At 41.7% G+C, this 15,963-nt stretch carries 12 protein-coding genes and 4 pseudogenes; 8 read left to right on the top strand and 8 right to left on the bottom strand.

Annotated elements, in window-relative coordinates; translation table 11 throughout:
- Positions 1-34 precede the first annotated feature (34 nt).
- Positions 35-268: an integrase core domain-containing protein gene (locus EYB48_RS18635; protein WP_235935283.1), complete on the top strand. Its 234-nt coding sequence runs from the start codon at positions 35-37 to the stop codon at positions 266-268.
- Between the two features lie 196 nt (positions 269-464).
- On the opposite strand, the gene EYB48_RS18630 is transcribed toward EYB48_RS18635, so the two are convergent.
- From EYB48_RS18630 to EYB48_RS18620, 3 genes and pseudogenes are all read right to left on the bottom strand, one after another.
- Complete coding sequence (locus EYB48_RS18630) at positions 465-1,073, bottom strand: sigma-70 family RNA polymerase sigma factor (RefSeq protein ID WP_162021885.1); 609 nt, start codon at positions 1,071-1,073, stop codon at positions 465-467.
- Positions 1,074-1,079: 6 nt separating this feature from the next.
- Positions 1,080-2,084 carry a catalase gene (locus EYB48_RS18625; RefSeq protein ID WP_162021884.1) on the bottom strand — a complete coding sequence of 335 codons (1,005 nt, stop codon included), beginning with the start codon at positions 2,082-2,084 and terminating at the stop codon, positions 1,080-1,082.
- A 138-nt stretch (positions 2,085-2,222) separates the two neighbouring features.
- Positions 2,223-2,445: pseudogene (locus EYB48_RS18620) on the bottom strand (IS3 family transposase); the annotation flags it as partial.
- A gap of 471 nt (positions 2,446-2,916) precedes the next feature.
- On the opposite strand from EYB48_RS18620, the gene katG reads away from it, so the two are divergent.
- From katG to EYB48_RS18605, 3 genes and pseudogenes are all read left to right on the top strand, one after another.
- Positions 2,917-5,133, top strand: coding sequence for a catalase/peroxidase HPI (katG, locus tag EYB48_RS18615; RefSeq protein WP_162021886.1), 2,217 nt, complete (start codon positions 2,917-2,919; stop codon positions 5,131-5,133).
- A gap of 39 nt (positions 5,134-5,172) precedes the next feature.
- Positions 5,173-5,700, top strand: a complete 528-nt coding sequence (gene sodC / locus EYB48_RS18610) for a superoxide dismutase family protein (protein ID WP_162021883.1) — start codon at positions 5,173-5,175, stop codon at positions 5,698-5,700.
- A gap of 292 nt (positions 5,701-5,992) precedes the next feature.
- Positions 5,993-7,124: pseudogene (locus tag EYB48_RS18605) on the top strand (IS3 family transposase).
- A 165-nt stretch (positions 7,125-7,289) separates the two neighbouring features.
- On the opposite strand, the gene EYB48_RS18600 reads toward EYB48_RS18605, so the two are convergent.
- The 4 genes and pseudogenes from EYB48_RS18600 to EYB48_RS19290 form a co-directional block, all read right to left on the bottom strand.
- Entirely contained in the window at positions 7,290-7,733 is a 444-nt protein-coding gene (locus EYB48_RS18600) for a CZB domain-containing protein (protein ID WP_162021882.1), read from the bottom strand.
- Positions 7,734-9,590: 1,857 nt separating this feature from the next.
- Positions 9,591-10,064: a DUF3732 domain-containing protein gene (locus tag EYB48_RS19300; RefSeq protein WP_328823500.1), complete on the bottom strand. Its 474-nt coding sequence runs from the start codon at positions 10,062-10,064 to the stop codon at positions 9,591-9,593.
- Between the two features lie 59 nt (positions 10,065-10,123).
- Entirely contained in the window at positions 10,124-10,663 is a 540-nt protein-coding gene (locus EYB48_RS19295; protein WP_235935282.1) for a hypothetical protein, read from the bottom strand.
- A 69-nt stretch (positions 10,664-10,732) separates the two neighbouring features.
- A pseudogene (locus EYB48_RS19290) lies at positions 10,733-11,217 on the bottom strand (DDE-type integrase/transposase/recombinase); the annotation flags it as partial.
- Positions 11,218-11,747: 530 nt separating this feature from the next.
- On the opposite strand from EYB48_RS19290, the gene EYB48_RS18590 reads away from it, so the two are divergent.
- Positions 11,748-13,376 (top strand): methyl-accepting chemotaxis protein, encoded by a 1,629-nt coding sequence (locus EYB48_RS18590; protein ID WP_162021881.1) that lies wholly within the window; start codon positions 11,748-11,750, stop codon positions 13,374-13,376.
- 28 nt (positions 13,377-13,404) lie between these two features.
- Entirely contained in the window at positions 13,405-14,169 is a 765-nt protein-coding gene (locus EYB48_RS18585; RefSeq protein ID WP_162021880.1) for an EAL domain-containing protein, read from the top strand.
- Positions 14,170-14,380: 211 nt separating this feature from the next.
- On the opposite strand, the gene EYB48_RS18580 is transcribed toward EYB48_RS18585, so the two are convergent.
- A complete protein-coding gene (locus EYB48_RS18580) occupies positions 14,381-14,671 on the bottom strand; it encodes a hypothetical protein (RefSeq protein ID WP_162021879.1) in 291 nt (96 codons plus the stop codon).
- Between EYB48_RS18580 and EYB48_RS18575 the strand changes: the two genes are divergently transcribed.
- Positions 14,670-15,281: a GGDEF domain-containing protein gene (locus EYB48_RS18575; RefSeq protein ID WP_162021878.1), complete on the top strand. Its 612-nt coding sequence runs from the start codon at positions 14,670-14,672 to the stop codon at positions 15,279-15,281. The genes EYB48_RS18580 and EYB48_RS18575 overlap by 2 nt on opposite strands.
- Positions 15,282-15,538: 257 nt before the next feature.
- Positions 15,539-15,661 (top strand): annotated as a pseudogene (locus EYB48_RS19550) (transposase); the annotation flags it as partial.
- Between the last annotated feature and the right edge of the window lie 302 nt (positions 15,662-15,963).

Raw genomic sequence — 15,963 nt, 5'->3', positions numbered from 1 at the left:
AAGTTAGGCTGGATCGAAAAATACCGGGCAGGTCATGCACGCATTACTTGCGGAATGGCAGCACTACTATAACTGGGACAGGCCACACAGTTCACTTGGAGTAAAAAACCCCATAGAAAGACTTAACGAACTTTCAGATAAGACTCCTCTACGGGAAGAGGTTGCGGCTAAGTTTGATCCATCAAAAGAGCATATTTTGGAACAAAATTATCGAGATGAACTTAGCCCTTCGAAAATTGAAATGATGTCTATGAATCACACCGTTTAGCCGATGTGATGATTTTCAAACAGAAGTTTAATTTGTTCAAATATAGTAGAAAATTGATTTCTTGCAATTTTGCAGTAATTGCAATGCTTTAAATGTTCTGTAAGCTGAGTTATTTCTTGTTGAGTTGCATACCCATCGATTGAGTCGGACAGAATTTGAGTCGACTTTAAGCAATTAATTTCAAGATCCTTCTCATTCATATATACTCTCCCCAGCCTTTAACTGCGCAATCCCTTAAGCGCAATCTGCAGCGATGTAATATTACCCTCAAATTTCCATCTGAAGTTGATACAGATTTAGCTATTTCTTGTACTTCCATCCCAAGATATTCGCGCATTAAGAAAATTCTAGATTGTTGTTCTGGTAATTTCATTAGACAAAATTCTACAAGAGCAAGTAATTGATCTTGTTCTAAAATTTCAGCTGGGCATAAGATATTTACAAATGTTTCAGGATTCCAATTTCCTTCTTTAGTAAAGAAATTTTCGTAATCATTTAATTCTTCGTCGTTAAAGTGTTGATACGTAAGCTCCTTGGTTGAGCGCTTTTGTTTATTGATTTGGTCGATTATTTTGTATTTTAATATGCCGAGTAACCACGTTTTTAGAGTTGAACGTCCCTCAAAAGTTCGCCAACTTTGTAATGCTGAGACAATTACTTCTTGCACTACGTCTTCTGCGTCATCTTTTGAATAAAGCTGTATTCGAGCTAAACTTAGCATTAGATGGTGATTCTCTATGCAAGCTTGAACAACTTGCTCTTTCGAACAAGTTGTTTTCTCGTTATTTTTTATTTGATTTTGCATTAAGTTTTATTTCTGCAGCCTTCTTGAGGCTGAGACTGTGTATGCGGCGGCTCTAGCATTTAATATTGGATCATTAGAACCTCGAATTCCTTTTGGAAGTTGCAATGGAAAAAAGATAATTGCGTCGTCTTTGTTGGAGGTTGCGATTTTTTCAACGTGCAACTCTCCGAGTTTAATTTTTCTTTTACCTTGCCATATTTGTGTTGGATCAAGTAACGAATCTCCATCCTCTTGCAGTTGAGCGAAAACATTAAACTTAATATAGCTTGATAACAGGCGATCTTCAAATTCCTTCTTTAAAAAGTTATCAGGCATTTCTTTTTCTTCTTGTTCATTCAGATACTGCAAAGGGTTCATAGGGTCAACTTGAATGCGCGCCCAGACTAGATTTTCTTTTTTTGTGTGAAATCCAAATGCATTTGTAGAAAAGTATGGTGTTGTTGCATACGAAAATGGTGCAGGATGGGATGCTAATAGCGCTGGTTGGATTTTGCTTTCCGGATACTTTTCCGCATGTGCCGCAACCTTTACTGGATCAGGTTTCTTGGTAATCGGGTCTGGGATTCTTGCCTTTAAGAAGCTGACAAATGACTCTAGAGTTGCCGCAAAAAAAGCAGGTTCAGATATCAACACCATATCGTACTTTTCTGACTTACTGGTAATTTCTACAGACATTCCTCTAACTGTACGGCTCTTGTCAGAGATATTTGGATTCCCCCCTCCAACTGAGAAGCGGAAAATTGCAGGTAATTTTTTTTCCGAAAAAAATTTACTATCAATTAACTTAGATGTTGATGCGTCGGGGTAAAAGTGGCCTGTCGCAAAAAAACCTTTTGCATGTGATGCTCTGAAACTGGCGTGACTGCCAAATGTTCCATTGAGAGCATCCACTAACTGAGCCGCGTTTGGCTGAGAGTCACTAGTGGAATCTAATAATTCGTTTGCTGAGACAGTGTTGAATGTAGCGCCTAACATAAAGAATACTCCCAATTTATAAAATAGTGTTTTCACGATATATCTCCATATTAACTAAGTTATAGTTAGTAGGCTTCTATCGAAAAACGTTACATATTTTATTGTTTTGAGATTCTTGTGAAAATTAGTTCTCTAAAGGTTAGGTAAAATTAATGGCTCTTTGGAAGGTGGTGTTCAATCTATCCCGGACACTCGGTTAAGTTTTTCTTCAGTGACGGCCGGTGCCCATTGAACCTATGCGGTCGTATCCAGTTATACCTGTGTATCAGGTGGAGGCTGATGTCCAGTTGTGCCTCTTGTGCCGTCATGTAACCTGTTGACGGCAGCCATTCCGTTTTGAAGCTCGGAACAGCCTTTCCATCGGGGAGTTATCGCAACAAATTACCCTATGACTCATACCCAGTGGCGCACCCCCTTGTCGCTATATCCTTGATCCAACACTAGGCATGCTGCCTGCAGTTTTAATTCCGAGGAAAACATACGTCTCTGCTTGCTCATCAAACACCTCTCCATGGCGAGTGTTCTCGCCTAAATCGGTGTCCGGGTACATTAGACCACTCCAACACCATCTTCCCTGTGCCTAGACATAAGTGATTTAAGAATTAGTTCAATAAGTGCTTCAAGAGTAAGTTTTTTAGTTTAATTTAAAATGAATTATTGGTATTGACTATAGTCAATGTTACTTGTGATTATAAATGACTATCAGTTTAATAGATAAATAAAATTGGGAAGCTGCGTTGTTTCTTTTTATGCTATTACGATCGCTTAAAATTTTGTTAATTTATTTATTTGAATTTTCATACAAGCGATGAATTTTGTAACGTTAATAAAACATCGAAAGATATTGGAAAAAATGAATACTTTTTTTATGAAAAAAAGAGAGTTATCTCTATTAATTGCTATTGTTATTGCAAGTTTAGGATCCGTTGCGAATTCTAAAGAATCGATAGATGCATCAGCTCAAAGAATGTCAAATGTTGTTGATCTGAAAATTCTAAGGAGTAATTCCGCGACATCGAATCCATATGGAGAGAAATTTAACTATGCGGAAGAATTCAATAAGTTAAATCTGAAGAATGTAAAAAATGACATATCAAAAATTTTGACTTCATCCCAAGACTGGTGGCCAGCTGATTACGGTAACTATGGGCCATTTTTCATTCGGATGGCTTGGCATAGTGCGGGTGTCTATCGAATGCTCGATGGCAAGGGCGGGGCTTCAGGCGGCCAACAACGATTCGAACCGTTAAATAGTTGGCCTGATAACGTAAATCTTGATAAAGCGCGTCGATTACTTTGGCCCATTAAAAAGAAGTATGGTCGCTCCTTGTCCTGGGGAGATTTGATGGTACTTGCCGGCAACGTGTCACTTGAACAAATGGGTTTTAAAACTTATGGTTTTGCAGGCGGTAGAGCTGATGATTGGGAACCAGCAAAAATTGATTGGGGCCCAGAAAAGAAAATGCTCGATGACGCTCGTCATGATAATGCTGGCATGTTGAAAAAGCCGTTTGCAGCAACGCAAATGGGTTTGATTTACGTTAACCCAGAAGGGCCAAATGGTAATCCAGATCCACTCCTTGCTGCAAAAGACATTCGTGAGGCTTTTGCGAGAATGGGTATGAATGATGAAGAAACCGTTGCGCTGATTGCTGGTGGACATACCTTCGGCAAGGCACATGGTGCTCATAAAGCAGAAGAATGTTTGAGCCCGTCACCTACTGACGCAGCTATCCAAGAGCAGGGATTAGGATGGCGCAATTCCTGTGGCGCAGGCAATGGTAAGGATACTGTTTCAAGTGGCTTGGAGGGCTCATGGACTACTAATCCGACGAAATGGACACATGAGTATTTGCTCTGGCTGTATACCTTTGATTGGGAAAAAACTACTAGTCCTGCAGGTGCGATTCAGTGGATACCAAAAAATGGTCAAGGTGCGAATATTGTGCCTGACGCACATGATCTAGCTAAAAAGCATGCGCCTATTATGTTTACAACGGATTTAGCAATTAAGATCGATCCAGCATATAACAAAATATCGAAAAATTTTTTAGAGAATTCAGCCGCTTACGAGTTAGCTTTTGCTAAAGCATGGTTTAAGTTGACCCATCGGGACATGGGGCCAAAAGCTAGATATTTGGGATCTGAAGTTCCAAGCGATGATTTGATTTGGCAAGATCCATTGCCAAAAAGAGAGTACAAATTAGCGGACAGTTCAGATATTGCGAAATTGAAAGTTGAGATTCTTAAATCTGATATTTCGTCAAAAGCTCTGATCCGAACTGCTTGGGCTTCTGCATCAACCTTCCGAGTAACTGATAAGCGAGGTGGTGCAAATGGAGCGCGAGTGAGGCTGTTGCCCCAACGAAACTGGGAGGTCAATGATCCTGCTGAGTTAGATGTTGTTATCCAGAGAATGGAACATATCAAACAACAGTTTGATGCGAGCAACATGAAAACTGGGAAAAGAATTTCAATTGCAGATTTACTTGTTTTAGCTGGTACGGTCGCAATTGAAAAATCTATCAAAGAAGCCGGCATGGACATAAAAGTCCCGTTTAAGTGGGGACGAGTAGATGCAACACAAAGTCAAACAGACATTACTTCTTTTGATGCAATGAAGCCATTCGCGGATGGTTTCCGTAATTACGCAAGTGAAGAAGCTACAAATAGTCCTACGGGTTTGCTAATTGAAAAGGCAGCAGCTCTCAATTTAACTGTTCCAGAAATGACAGTCCTGATTGGTGGATTGCGTGTATTGGATGTGAATGCAAAAGCGTCAAAGAATGGCGTGTTAACATTACGACCAGGCGTATTGACTAATGACTTTTTTATAAATTTATTGGATATGTCTACAAAGTGGGTGAAGTCAGATCCTGCAACAGATCAGTACCAGGGAATTGACCTGAATACAAAAAAACTGAAATGGAGTGCAACATCCGTTGATTTAATTTTTGGATCAAATTCCGAGTTGCGAGCGGTAGCTGAAGTATATGGATCGGATGACGCAAAAGAAAAATTTGCTAAGGACTTTGTCAATGTTTGGGACAAAGTAATGAGCCAAGATAGCTTTGGTAGATATTGAAAAATTACTGCAATTATTGAATTTTTAGAAGGTGCTTTTATGCGAAAAATTTTACTGTTATGTTCAATTCTGTCTGTAAATGTTGCTGTTGCCGCCGATCCGATTGAGCTGAACGTGACGATGAGTTCAGTTAACGAGATTGGAGACGTGGCATCGATTGGTTATGTGTCAATTAAAGAAAGTGAATATGGCTTACTTTTAACACCAAACTTAACTGGCTTGCCCGCTGGTGTGCATGGTTTTCATATTCATCAAAACCCAACATGTGCTCCGTTGACGAAGGATGGAAAGTCGGTTGCTGCCTTAGCCGCGGGCGGTCATTGGGATCCGAACGACACAAAAAAACACGGCGGGCCATATGGTGATGGCCATCTGGGAGATTTGCCTTCACTATTTGTAAGCGGTGATGGAACATCTGCAACTCAATTACTTGCCCCGAGAATTAAATCAGTAAGTCAAATTAAAGGACGGGCATTAATGGTGCACATAGGTGGAGATAACCATAGCGACCATCCAATGCCTCTTGGCGGCGGCGGGGCAAGAATTGCATGCGGTTTAATTGAATAGACGAAACTTTTAACCAAAGGCATTAATCTGACACTCTGTAAATTGACGTGATGGGTGTCAGATTAACTTAAATAGCTGAGTAGTTTTTTATTGGAACTAAGTGGCGATTCAGTCTAACTTGATGTGCTTCAGTAACAGATTCTTTCCTTGATGAGCACATTCGCGATTGACCAAACTAGCGAAGTGTTTTTTGATATTTTGGATTGTCATTCCGTTTCAATAAAGTGCCCCCACAAAGCCAGACAAGAGTTTAAGGAGTACCCTGCAAGAAGCTAAGCAACGAAAGCAGGCGATGAGCGAACTCAAAAGAAACAGTTTTAGCGGGCCACAAAAAGCCAAAGTGGCTCTGGAGGCAGTACGAGGTCTCAAGACGATCAATGCGATTGCCCAGGAACATAATGTGCATTCGACTCAGGTCAGACAATGAAAGAATGAGCTGGTCGATCAGGCTGTGCTCTTTTTTGACGCCAAGCGTGGCCCCAAAGCAGTTGATGCGCAAAGTGACCCAGACCGGCTGTACGCCAAGATAGGCCAACTGAACATGGAACTCGATTGGCTCAAAAAAAGTCCGGGATCAGCCGGTAGAAGAGCGTCGGGCATGGGTAGGGTCTGATGCGCATATCGGATTAACGGTACATTGCAAATTGGCTGGTGTAGCCTGTGCCACTTATTACAACAAGAAACAGCGGCAACAGCATAAAGTTGATGAAGCCGAATTAGTTTTGCTGGACTTACTCGATGCCGAATACATCAGGCATCCGTTTTACGGTAGTCGACGCATGACGGTCTGGTTACGTTTTCTTGGATATCTGATCAATCGCAAACACGTCCAGCGACTGATGCAAAAGTTAGGGTTAGCAGGTATGGCTCCGGGCCCGAAGACCAGCGCTGCGCATCCGGGACACAAGATTTCCCCTTATTTACTGCGTGGTTTGCTGGTGATTAGGCCGAACTATGTGTGGAGCGTCGACATAAGCTCTGTTCGGCTGACGAGGGGATTTGTGTATTTGGTCGGCATCATGGAGTGGTACAGCCGCAAGGTGTTGTCATGGCGATTGCCGAATACGATGGATGCAGGGTGTTGCGTGGACTGCCTGGAAGAAGCAATCAAGCACTATGGAAAACCAGATATATTTAATTCGGATCAGGGATCGCAATTTACCAGCGATAGTTTTACCCAGGTTCTGCTGGACCGCGATATCAGGATCAGCATGGATGGTCGAGGTCGTGCGTTGGACAATATGTTTGTAGAACGGCTGTGGCGCAATGTGAGGTACGAAGACATCTACTTAAATCGTTACGCTACCGTGCCGGAGCTGATGCTTGGTTTAACGAAATACTTTGTGTTTTAAAACGAAGAACGTCCACATCAGGGCTTGGGCTATCAGACGTCGAATACGGCATATCAGACGACGATGAGTTGAGGTGCGTTGATTGCGGATAAATTTCTTGCTCACAGAAGAAAAACAACCGGGATAGCATGGTGCAGCTGTTATAGAAGCAGGGAATGTTTCTTAAACTAAGCAGATATTTGTCTGGACAGATGGGTCCATCTTTGCAATTGGTGAGTAAAAAAGGAAACTTCGTTTCTATTTCTCACATTTAAGTTGGTTTAATAAAAAGCTCACCCTCTCACTCGTTTTATTGAACTCGTTTTTTAATAATTGATCGGCTTTTTGGTCTTTGCCTTGTAGCTTTAAACTAACAACATTTGACGCATGATAATGAAAATTTTTATGTTCATTAACTAGATATATGAAATTTGAATTTTTCTCAAAATATTTTTTTGCATCACCATGTAACCATTTACCTAAATCACATCGGTCATCAAAGCAAATTAATTCTGGCCGCATTTCCTCGGTTGACTTACCATCCAAAAATGTCACCAATCGAATTTTCCAATTTTCATGAGCTATCATTGCACTTTCAATATCTAATTTCTTTAAGATACTTTCTATGGCTATATCATTGGTGGTGTCAAATTTTTTACTACTCGCGACATTGTTTTTTTTGAAAAAATTAAAGATACTCAAAGCAGTTCCCTCCTAGTTAATTTTTTATTATCGCAAGATAGATCTCAATAATCAAATTACTTTGTTCATGATTAAACATTGTGAAAACCTTCCGCGATCAGTGCCAAGTATTACTATAGATTTGAGGTTGTTGCAATTTAAGTAAATAAAGTTGGTCGAGACGGGTATCCTACCTGAGGCGGCTCGGGCTCTTTGTCCACTTGGCGGCATACTAGCCCAGCTCAATGAGGTCTGAATCAATAATGCCAAATTCATGCCCGTAATGAATCCCTTGCGATGCTGTAGATCGGTTTCATGCGATCCTTCGTTCGCTCTACGTCGTGTTCGGCGTGTTGCCAATCTTTTTGTTTGTTGGCCTGCACACCCTTTCACCACTACGTTATTGATTTCGTCTACATCCTCTTTGTAGTCAACCGTCCGCTCCGAAGGTGGTCGGGCCCAACTGTTGGACTGTAGGTAGGTTAGTACGTAATTCTACTTATCGGTTCTACGTGCACTAAGAATTTCTTGACAAAAGTGGTTCCGCGCATCGAAAGTCGGCAGGTCAGCGGGTCTCGCATCGCGAAGCAATCCGAGAAGAAGTGTATCCGTCTCGGCTGCTTCCCAATCTGACCGTTAGCGATGATTGCATCGAAGAGGATATCAAGCTGGCTTAGGCGACTGGCGAAAGGTGTGATGAGATCGACAAAACTCGACTCTGATTTGCGCCATGTACCAGATCCTCGATATGTGTCGATTGCCATGGGTCACTGGTCGGGGAGGGGCTGAGACGCGATCGCCTCGACCAAATTGCTAGCGATTAGTGTCAACAGCGCCGTCCGGAACTGCGGTGCTGTCATGCCCATTAGAGTAGGGTAATTAGCCATCCCCGTGGGCTCTGAATTTTTTACGGTCTCTTGCAGGGCCATTTGCGTCAGATCCTGTAGCCGCGATCAGAAGCCCGGAAATGTTGCGATGAAGGCAATTGCACGAGCCAGTTGTGTTGATCTAGATTGTCCATCAGTTTGACAATTGCCAGAGATACGTCCGGCCAGGTGTGGCCGGCGTGTTCACGCACCGCGACCAGCGAGTAGACCATCTTTCGATGGAGCGTTTCCTATTGTCGCGGCACGGCCTTGAGAAGGTATTTTGCGAGCACTATACCGAAGTTGCGTAGGTTCTGAGCACGGACGCGCGCGAGGTAGCGTTGCTTAATATAATTGAGGAAGTGCTCCTGGGTAGTAGAAAAACCTGGCGGCTGGACATCGACGTAATCCAGGTCGAAGATCGCTGTATCCTACAGGGGTTACTGCGATGGAATAAGATCCACCGCGTTGAATAGGTGAAGTTTCATCAATTTGGGAGATGATTCGAATAGATCGACATCGGCTGAGAATGCCGGACGCGCACAAAAATATCGATCGTCGCGAAGGCGGTCTATATGAGTTCGAGCGATGCGATTAACAACTTGAGTGTTGGCCATTGCATTTTCGAGGATGCCTCCTTTAAGCTGAAGCAGTTTGACAATGTCACCTGAAGTATCTCACAACTGCAGAAATGCAGTCGCGGCCGCATTGCATACGCTGTTTAGCTCACGGTATTTGGCGATTAGATCTAAATGAGAGCGACTCAGTCTGAGGTCAGTGCTCCACGCAACTCTCCCGTCTTGTAAACATTTACGGCGTCAACAAAGCACATCTTCGAATACGGATGCCGAATTCGTGTGAGGAGTAGGTCAAGATCTATGAATCCTACGTCCACAGCTCTAACTTTCAGAGTTTATGAGGCCGCAGGGAACATCACGGCAGGGAAGATATTGGGGGCGCTAGTTATCGCATCCCATCCTATTACTTTTTGATCTAGAAGTTAGCTGGGATATTAAGGCCATTCTTCCGGCACCAATGCTGGCGGCTTCGTCCACGGCTGCTCAACCAAAGAGTCTTGGAACCACTGGTATCGAAGATTGGCATGCTCGGTCACGATGAGTTGAAAGCCTGGGACATCCTTCTTCGTGAAATTCAACAATAGCTCGAACAATCGACGGACCGCCACCAGGTCGGCGTCTGCATCCGTTTTCTGGACAGTTCCATCTGCCTCATGGTAAGCCTTTTCCGAAGGAAAGTAGACTTGGGTTGGCTCTTCGATTAGCAGGAACTGAGGAATTGGGCAGTTATTATTCGAGGCGAAAAGATGCAGTGCTAACAATGCAGAAAGATGATAGGCAAGATGATTTTCTCCAACACCAGTTCGACTCATGGGAACAGGGCGGTCAGGGCGGTCAAGAACGACGGTAAGATGTCTTAGATAGAGCCGCGCAGGGAAGGCACTGAAGTCTGCCTCGAAGGTCGGGATATCGTGATACCTGCGCAGAGATGTTATCCAGAATTGAAGTTAGTCGTTCGCGGCTATCATCAGCATCGACTTTCTTCTCCAGTTCCTCTACCTTGAACTTTAGGCGGCGATGCTCTGCTTCGCGTGAAACCAACTCCGCACTGGGAACATGATTTTCCAAGAACAAGCTGATGCGACCAATAACCCGAGCCGCGGCATTGTTGCGCGATCACTTCGTTAGCCGCAATCGCCGCAGACAACTCCGCTTCCTTATTCTTTATTGCAATCACAACCTCGCGTACCTTGTCATTCTGCTCGGCAAGATACGCTTCTAATTTGGGGTGTTGACCCGCAACAATACTCATTTCTTCATCGAGTGTTCCGAGCGATAGCCCGCGACTGTAAAGTGCTAACGTTAATCTTAGCTGCAAAGTATGTGGGCTAGCGGAATGCTTCTTGTAGCTATCGGGCACTTTACGTCCAACTTTAGGTCTTCGGTTGAGAGGATGTGAGCTGAGTTGGAGATGATTAACTCTCAATTTATTTTCGACATCACGTAGATTTACACCCAATACGGCGCATGCTTGGTGCAGTCCCTCATCAGCCAAAAAAGCGTTCATGACACTGAGTACTAACTTCCCAGAAGAGTTTGGGGCTGATATGTGGGGTTAATAGTGGACACTTCGGTTTCAAATTGACTGCACTTGTTTGCTAAAGGCCTCAATGAACCGTGCTGGCGATACATAGCCAAGACGCGAATGGCGTCGCTGGTGGATTTAGAGGATTTCCATGTATTCCTTTATCGATGATTCCGCATTGTTACGTGTGATTTACCTCTGATGGTGAATCATTTCGTTCTTTAGGCTGCCCCAGAAGCTGTCCATGGGGCGTTGTCGTAGCTGCTCCCCTTACGCGGCATCGATGTCTGCATGCTAAACTGCGCAACCAGCTTTCAGTTGCCGTTGGCACAGTACTGGCTACCCCGGTCAGAATGAAAGATCATTCCTGGCGCCAGACGCTTGCTTCGAACCACCCGCCACAGCGCTTGCGTTGTCAGTTCCTGCGTCATCCTCACACCCTGAGCGTAAACCACTATCTCACACGTACAGACATTCTTGATGCCTGCTAGGTAGAGCCATCTTTCGTCTTTAGCGACGTAGGTAATGTGACAGACTATTGATTATATGCGCAGAGATTGAGCTGCTGCGCGAAAGAGGTCGATGGTGAAAATCGACTAAAGACTGTGAAGGAGCCTTAGTCATCAATCATTGCATTCGATTAATGCAGAATGCTTTGTCAATTAATGTGATTTTTAGTGGCAATTAACCTAACCGCTTTCCAGTAATTTGGGCGTGTTAATGCAGGTGTTGGTATCTCAATCTAAATGCATGTGGTCAGGTGTAATACGCTCTGTGAAGTGCTTGGCTACTTCAATTCAAAATTCGACGATATATCACTCTCTCATCGCCGTCCCCCTCTTCGGCTCAAATTATAGATTGAAAAATGGTGATATTAAACTAGGTGAGTCAGACTAGTGTTATCAACGGAGTAAGTAGTTAAGTTCTTATGTGTTGAATTGAAAAGCAACGATTTTGAAAGATTTGTTTTTTTTTGAACAATTGTATTTCCGAAATAATTTCGGAAGTTTAATAATATAAAAATACTAAGTTAAGTTGCATTTACAGTTGTTTTAAGGGTGTTGGTATGGAAGTCGGTTTAAATTCTAAAGAGGGCGAGTATGTATTATCCAATGATGATGTCATCGTTTCGAAAACAGATCTATTTGGCAATATTACTTATGTGAATGATGACTTTTTACGAATAAGTGGATTTAGTGAGAGTGAACTTCTTGGGTACCCTCAAAATACTGTTCGACATCCCGATATGCCTCATGAAGCGTTTGCTGATTTATGGCAAACAATTAAAGGTGGAGGAGTTTGGGTCGGAATTGTAAAGAATAAGTGTAAAAATGGAGATTTTTACTGGGTAGAAGCGACAATTACACCTATCATCGCAAATCGCGAGATTGTTGGTTATGCATCAATTCGCGTTAAGCCTGATCAAGTTGTAAAGAGCACTGTTGAAAATGCTTATCTAGCTATAAATAACCGTGATAAGTCTGTTTCTATTCAAGGGGGCAAGGTATTGAAAAGGAAAGGATTCGATATATTTAGGTTGCCTGCAATAAATTTTGATCAAAAATTATTGTGTAGTTTTGTTTTTTTATTTTTAATTTTCGCTGCAATAGCGCTCTGCTTAATGACCCGGGCGCTTGATACTTTCTTAGTGGTCATGCGTATCAGCGTAGCTGTGGGTTTCATTTTGACAGCATTTCTAATGTTACTTGTGTATAGAGAAATTTTAGTCCCACTGAGAAATTTTGATTCGACAATATTGCTTATGAGTGAAGGCAATTTAACGGAATCTATAGCTGTAACCAAAAGCAATGACATTTCCGGATGCTTGCATTCAATGAAAATTTTACAAACAAACGTTAAGCTTCTAATTGGGCAAATTAAGCAAAGCTCTTCTCATTTGCATTTAGGTGTCAATCATATAGCAAAAGGGATAGTTGACTTATCATCAAGAACTGAATCTCAAGCCAGCGCGCTTCAGGAGACTGCATCAGCTATGGATGAAATTACTTCAACCGTAGCCAAAAATGCAGAAAATTCGGAGAGAGCTAGTCGGGTGATGGTTGCCACATCAACGGTTACTCAGGCAGCGAGTAACGCGGTGCTAAACCTTATTAGTACGATTGATGTTGTCAAAGAAAGCACTTATAAAATGTCGGAGATTATCTCTGTCGTAGATGAAATAGCATTCCAAACAAATATTCTTGCTCTCAATGCCTCTATCGAGGCCGCTCGAGCTGGTCCTAATGGCAGAGGTTTTGCTGTTGTGGCTAACGAGGTAAGAAATCTTGCTCAAAGAAGCGCCAATGCTGCCAAAGAAATAAAATGTTTAATTGATGACTCAATTAGTCAGGTAGACGCTGGAAAGGAAATGGCACAAAACACAGGTGAAAAAATGAAGGAAATTTCAGAGGAAGTTATTAAATCTGAAAAGATGCTTCATGAAATTTCAATAGCTAGTAAAGAACAAAGTGCTGGAATTAAAGAAATTAACCTGGCTATAAGCCACATGGATGACATAACTCAAAAAAATGCAAATCTTGTTGATGAGTCGGTCGTAGCTGCAAATAGTTTAAGAAGCCTGGCTGAGATTTTAAATGGTCTTGTGAGTACCTTTAAATTAACTAATGGATCAAATAATCTAAATAATTCAATCAAAGTTGTTCAAAGCATTAAGCGTCTTTCGCTTAAACAATAGTTCGATTAAAAAATATAGTGAGTATATTTTGGTTGAAAAACATAATGCTATTCGTCAAAAAATCCAACATTCAAATTTTGCAAATCAGTTAAGTTTTCAATTGCAGCCCATTTATGCATTGAATTCGCAACGGATTTCACATGTTGAAATTTTAGCGAGGTGGTTTACTCAAGACTTAGGATTGATTTCCCCGGAAATATTTATACCAATTGCAGAACAAGTAGGAGTATTGCATTTAGTTGGACAAAAGATGTTAACAACAGTCTGCGATCTAATTAAAAATGAAAAAAAAATAATAAATTCAAAAGTTAAATTTAATATAAATATTTCCCCGAGTGAGTTGACCTTTGCCAACTATGATTATTGGAAAGGAAAATTGTTGTCGGGTAATTTTATTGAACAAATTAATTTAGAACTTACTGAGCAAACAAATTTAGTTAACTCATCTTCAAATACGATTGAGGTTATAAATATGTTTCAAAAGTTAGGGTTGGCTCTATGCATTGATGATTTCGGATCAGGATATAGCGGATTTCATTACCTACGATTGCTTGATGCGGATTATATAAAACTCGATAGACATTTGATCGAAGATATTACTATTAAAGAAAAAGATAAAAAACTAATTAAAACAATAATTACTTTAGCCCATGATTTAAATCTACAGGTAGTAGCTGAAGGTGTTGAGTGCAAATCACAATATCAAACACTGAAAGAGTTGGATTGTGATTTCGTTCAAGGATATTACATGTGTAGACCGCTCGACATTTCCAATTTATTAAAGTTATTTTAACTCTATGAGTAATGTAGGTTCTCAATCTCAGGATATCGACAAAGACCGTATCGATTATGAGGTTAGCAAAATTTTATTTAAGAATACGAAGCAAGTTTTTTTGGTTAGTTTGGTAACTCCTTTGCTTTTTATTTTAAGTCTGGGAGTTGAGCGGGAAAAAGAAGCGATTCTTTGGTTGAGCCTGATAGCAAGTATTTCTTTGAGTAGATTTTTATTGCTCAAAAGCATTGATTTCGGAAATAATTTCATTCTTGCTTTTAGAGTTTCTTTGTTTTTTGTAGGAATTGTTTGGGGGGGGGGCATTGTATTTCAGTACTAAATATACGTCTAAAATAGTACTAATACTCTTATTTTTAATTGGCTTTTGCGGAGCAGCTCTGCCGACTATTGCAGCTTGTAAACTGTCGATCAAGTTAATGGTAGTAAGCGTACTTTTACCAATAATGGTATCTATAGCAATCTCTCGTAATGCCGCTATTTTCCCTGCATTTTGTGCGATCATGTTTTTTTTAATTGTATTAATAACATCTGGTGCAAAAATATCAATAGATATCGAAGAAAAAATAAAAAGTCAAATCAATCTGGAAGCGCAGGTTCGTCGAAACGAATGGCTGGCTCTAACAGATGATTTAACGAAAATTGGAAATCGACGTTTTTTTAATCTCACATTAAAAAAGATTAGTGATGCAAATAATTTAGAGCTGGTATCAATACTTGTGTTAGATATAGATCATTTTAAGAAAATTAACGATAACTATGGGCACGATATTGGTGACCTGGTTCTTAAGCAAGTCGCTGAGGTAGTTGCGACTACACTTGCTCCAGCAGCGTACTTTGCGCGAGTTGGTGGAGAGGAATTTGGAGTGATTTTGCGGGGGAAATCTGCCCAAGATGCCATGTTAATTGCAGACAAAATAGTCTTTGCTGTATCCAAGCATAGTTTTACTTGTAAAACCGTCGAAATTTGGCCCGTAACTTTAAGTGTAGGTGTCTCGAGTACTCGATTACCTAAAAAAATTTATAAAGTATACAAATATGCTGATATGGCTCTTTATAAAGCAAAGAGTCTGGGCCGTAATTGTGTTGTGTTGGGTGACGTGATCAATTATTAGCGTTTGTAATTTACTATTCTCTTTGGGTTGAATTAAATATATTGGTTGTGTTCCCAACGAATAGTCTCGCGATGTACTGTAGTGGTCTAATTTACCCAGACACTGATTTAGACGAGAATACTCGCCATGAAGAGGTGTTTGATGAACAAGTAAAGACGTACTTTTCTGCTGTGTTCAAACATCACGCAGTCTGTGTGGTGTTGGATCGGGGATACTGCCGCATAGAGGTAAGCCGGTCAGTCGGCATTGGCGAATAGATGCTGTGGAGCTGGGTACGGCAGTTGCAACTGGAGCGACAAGGGTGCACGCCACTGGGCAAGGCGATCACGCCAGATCAACCGCGAATACAGGAACTTGAGACTCGCATTGAGCGTCTTGAGCGATAGAAGGCCATTTTAAAAAAGCTACCGCGCTCTTGATGTCGGAAGGTATAAGGACGTACGAGGCAATCGATCAGATGCGGTGACGAATCAATTGAGTTGATCTGCGTGGTTCGACTTGGTGCTGTCATGCTGGTATGCGCATCGGGAGTACGCCCGGTCATTGATTTTGAGCGCATGGCATTGCGTAGCCGCGTGCACGAGCTGTTCGTCGAGAGTCGTAGTTCAGCGGGAAGTCGCAGCATCATGGGTATGATGCGCTAGGATTGTAAACCTCCCCCAATCAGTGCCAGGTATTACTA

Origin of the sequence: Cognatundibacterium crateris (genome assembly GCF_010078235.1) — a bacterium.
Classification (GTDB): Bacteria; Pseudomonadota; Gammaproteobacteria; order Burkholderiales; family Burkholderiaceae_D; genus Undibacterium; species Undibacterium crateris.
Note: the sequence above shows the minus strand (reverse complement) of the source record. Positions and strands in the feature narration are given on the sequence as shown.